The following is a 647-nucleotide window of genomic DNA, read 5'->3' as shown; positions in this document are numbered from 1 at the left end:
TCACTTCTCCAGATGGCAGTCAAGATTGGCTGGTATATCACGGCAATGACTCAGTCGAACATGGTTGTAGTGCCACACGTTCTTTACGTGCGCAAAAATTTACTTGGAATGATGATGGCACGCCAAACTTTGCAAAACCTGTAACACCGGGTGTTGAAGTCGCTCCGCCATCAGGCGAATACGGACCACTGGTTACTCGTGTGCAAGGTCAGCGTTATAACCTAGTAAATGCAACTAGCGGTTTGTGTTTAGACATTGCAGCCGATCCTCAAGATGCGCGTGCTGTGCAACGCCAATGTGCTGCAACCAATGGCCAGTGGGTGATTGATGCCACTACTGATGGCTTTGTCCGTTTAGCAAATCGCGAAGACAGCAAGTTTTTAGAGTTGGCTAATTGTAGCGATGCCAATAATGCGAAAACGCAATCTGCGGCATGGCGTAACAACTTCTGCCAGCAATGGAAAGTTGCCCCAAGTACTGATGGAAATGTCACTATTACCAATCGCTACACTGAAAAACCATTAGCCGTAGCAGGGTGTTCAGCCGCACAAAATCAAGCCGTGTTACAACAAGGCAAAGACACGGCATGTGGTGACTGGCAATTACAGCCAGTTGGCAGCGTGGCAGTAATGAGCCAACAAAGCGGT

At 48.4% G+C, this 647-nt stretch carries 1 protein-coding gene; it reads left to right on the top strand.

What is annotated here, in order from left to right:
- Positions 1–647, top strand: a 647-nt coding sequence (locus CWB85_RS21670; protein WP_171039063.1) for an RICIN domain-containing protein, incomplete at both ends; no start/stop codon positions are given.

This window comes from Pseudoalteromonas sp. S1727 (assembly GCF_005886375.1).
GTDB lineage: Bacteria > Pseudomonadota > Gammaproteobacteria > Enterobacterales > Alteromonadaceae > Pseudoalteromonas > Pseudoalteromonas haloplanktis.
This window is presented reverse-complemented; position numbering and strand designations above follow the sequence as displayed.